The organism is Variovorax sp. GW460-12-1-14-LB1 (assembly GCF_059423605.1).
The window spans coordinates 1-2569 of sequence record NZ_JBWKYF010000156.1 but is presented as its reverse complement, the minus strand read 5'-3'; the positions used below and the strand labels follow the sequence as shown (position 1 = coordinate 2569).

The window sequence follows — 2569 nt, the reverse complement described above, 5'->3', positions numbered from 1 at the left end:
GGGTGGTGGCGTTGTTCATGGCATTCGTTCGACCTTCCTTGAGGGACTTTGAGCGCCGGCCGGCGGGTACGTCAATATCAAAGAATAATCTTTGATATTTAAAAACGCAGGCGCTCCGATGAATCTCCCTACCTCCGTCTGGCTGTTCCAGTCCCTCCACGCGCTGGGCATGGCGCTGTGGCTGTCGATTGCCGTGCGCAACAACTGGCGCGGCTTCGCGGGCTCGGTGTTCGCGGTCGGCGGCACGATGTCGATGGCGCCGTTGCGCGTCGATCCCGCCATCGACACGCCCTTGCTGACGCGCGCCATCCGCTCGGTGGCGCTGCACCGCGCGGCGCTGTACGTGGTGCTGGCGTTGCAGCTCGGCGCGGCGCTGGCGTTCTGGGCCGGCAGCGCGATGCTGGTGGTCGGCGGTGACCTGGCGGCCGCACGGCCGTGGCTCAACCTGGGGCTGGCCGGCTTTGCTGCCTTCCTCTTCGCCATGCACCTGGGCGGCCTGTGGTTCGGCTACTGGATACGGCAAGAGGGCCTGCAGCTCACGCACCTCGTGCTGCTCTTGTGGGTGTTGGCGGCGTTCTTCCTGTTCAACCTGTCATGGCACTGATGCCGCCTTCGTCCTACGCGCGCGGTGAGGCCACGCCCACAGCCCGCGCGACGCGCTGCATCCACCATCGGTCCCCATGAACAGAGTGATTCTTGCGTTCCTGGGTGGGGTTGCCTGCGCTGCCGCCGTGGTGGCCATCGCGGAGCCCGTGAGAGTGCCCGTCGACAGCGACGACAAGGGCACGGCCTACATCGCGCCCAACGTGAACTCCACCGAAACCTCGGCCCGCACGAACGGTGCCACGGTCGGTGTGCAGCGCCCGGACGGCAGTGCTTTGGAAGCCGGTACCGACACGTCTGGCAAGCGGCCCACCTATTCGGTCGGTGCCAAGACCGGCGGCGACGTCTCCTTCTCGGGCGGCGCGCACTCGGACGGCAAGGCCAACACCGGCGTGAAGGCCGGCATCACCATCAAGTACTGACCTTCAGCGCGGGTGTCAGACCATCGTCGCGTAGACGATGAAGCCCTCGTGCTTTGCCATCTTGTCGTAGAGCATCCGCCCCGCCGCATTGGTCGTGTGCGTCTGCCAGTACACGCGGTGTGCACCCGCGCGTCGCACCTGTTCGTACACGCCCTCGATCAACTGCCGGCCCACGCCCTGGCCGCGTTCGGACGATTGCGTGAACAGATCCTGCAGGTAGCAGTTGGGCTCGATGCGCGTCGTGCTGCGGTGGAACAGGTAGTGCACCAGCCCCACCAGCTGCCCCTCGCGCTCGGCCACCAGCGCATGCACCGGCTCGTATGGATCGAAGAAGCGCTGCCAGGTGACCTGCGTGATCGCCTCGGGCAGGGCCGTGGGGCCCTCACGGCCGTAGAAGGCGTTGTAGCCGTCCCAGAGCGGCTTCCATGCGGCGAAGTCGTCGGGCGTGGGCGGGCGGATCAGGAGCGCGGGCGTGGTCATGGGGTCAGGAGGCCTTTCCGTTGGGAGCGAGCGTGTCGCGCGCAGCGATGGCGGCGGCAGCAGCGGCGGTGGTCGCGGCGTTGGCGGGACAAGACGGCAGCGCCACCGGCACCGCCGCGGGCATGGGTTCGGGCACCGGCCCCATCGATTTTTCGAGAAAGTCGAGCATCGCACGCATCGCCGCGCTGTTGTGGCGGCGCTGCGAGTACGCGGCATACAGCCAGTGCTCGTGCGGCATGTGGTCGCGCAGCACCGGCACCAGCGCGCCGCGCTCCAGGTGCGACTGCGCCAGCGGCTCGGGCACGTAGGCCACGCCCACGCCGCGCAGCGCCAGTTCGATCAGCGCCACCGCGTCGTTGGCCTCCATGCGGCTGTGCACCGCCACGTCGTGCGGCTGGCCGTCGGTTTCAAAAGGCAGGTGCGTGGTGGGCATCGGCGAATAGCTCAGCACGTCGTGCCGCGCCATGTCCTCGGGCACCTGCGGAATGCCGCGCTGCGCCCAGTAGGCGGGCGACGCGCACACCACCATGTCGAAGCGCACCAGCCGGCGCACGATCAGGTTCATGTCGTCGATGCGCCCGCCCGTCAGGTGGATGTCGATGCCTTCCTCGATCAGGTCGATGTCGTGGTTCGTGAAATTCAGGCTCACGTACACGTCGGGGTAGAGCTTGATGAACTCCGCGATCACGTCCGAAAGCCAACCCGCAATGAGCCCGTGGGGCGCGCTCATGCGCAGGCGCCCGCGCGGGTGCGAGCCGTGCGCCTGCAGGTCGTTGAGCGTGTTCTCGGCCATCGTCACCAGCTCGGTGCTGCGCTCCAGCAGCACCTCGCCCGCGTCGGTGAGGCTCAGGGAGCGGGTCGAGCGGTTGAGCAGGCGCACGCCGCTGCGCGCTTCGAGCTCGGCCACATAACGGCTGACCGTCGCCTTGGACATGCCCAGAGAGAGGGCCGCGCGGGAGAAGCTGCGCCGGAACGCGACTTCGCGGAACGTTTTGATGAGATCGAGACCATCCATAGATCGGCGCATTGTTCCAGCATCGGGGGAGGGGGCACGGGTCGTAGGG

General features: G+C 67.5%; 4 protein-coding genes. 2 read left to right on the top strand and 2 right to left on the bottom strand.

Annotated features, from left to right (window positions below; genetic code table 11):
• The first annotated feature begins 118 nt into the window (after window positions 1-118).
• Window positions 119-604 carry a DUF2165 family protein gene (locus AC07Y4_RS32855; RefSeq protein WP_487850111.1) on the top strand — a complete coding sequence of 162 codons (486 nt, stop codon included), beginning with the start codon at window positions 119-121 and terminating at the stop codon, window positions 602-604.
• A 76-nt stretch (window positions 605-680) separates the two neighbouring features.
• The gene (locus AC07Y4_RS32850) at window positions 681-1025 is read left to right on the top strand and encodes a hypothetical protein (RefSeq protein ID WP_139701940.1); all 345 of its coding nucleotides are present in this window, start codon (window positions 681-683) and stop codon (window positions 1023-1025) included.
• A gap of 15 nt (window positions 1026-1040) precedes the next feature.
• On the opposite strand, the gene AC07Y4_RS32845 is transcribed toward AC07Y4_RS32850, so the two are convergent.
• Together AC07Y4_RS32845 and AC07Y4_RS32840 are read right to left on the bottom strand one after the other, a co-directional pair.
• A complete protein-coding gene (locus AC07Y4_RS32845) occupies window positions 1041-1505 on the bottom strand; it encodes a GNAT family N-acetyltransferase (protein ID WP_095744240.1) in 465 nt (154 codons plus the stop codon).
• 4 nt (window positions 1506-1509) lie between these two features.
• Window positions 1510-2520 carry a LysR family transcriptional regulator gene (locus AC07Y4_RS32840; protein WP_095744241.1) on the bottom strand — a complete coding sequence of 337 codons (1011 nt, stop codon included), beginning with the start codon at window positions 2518-2520 and terminating at the stop codon, window positions 1510-1512.
• Window positions 2521-2569: the final 49 nt, after the last annotated feature.

Bases quoted from the DNA above. Each gene is read 5' to 3' on its own strand.
- AC07Y4_RS32845 (WP_095744240.1), bottom strand. From the start codon at position 1,505: ATGACCACGCCCGCGCTCCTGATCCGCCCGCCCACGCCCGACGACTTC.
- AC07Y4_RS32850 (WP_139701940.1), top strand. From the start codon at position 681: ATGAACAGAGTGATTCTTGCGTTCCTGGGTGGGGTTGCCTGCGCTGCC.
- AC07Y4_RS32855 (WP_487850111.1), top strand. From the start codon at position 119: ATGAATCTCCCTACCTCCGTCTGGCTGTTCCAGTCCCTCCACGCGCTG.
- AC07Y4_RS32840 (WP_095744241.1), bottom strand. From the start codon at position 2,520: ATGGATGGTCTCGATCTCATCAAAACGTTCCGCGAAGTCGCGTTCCGG.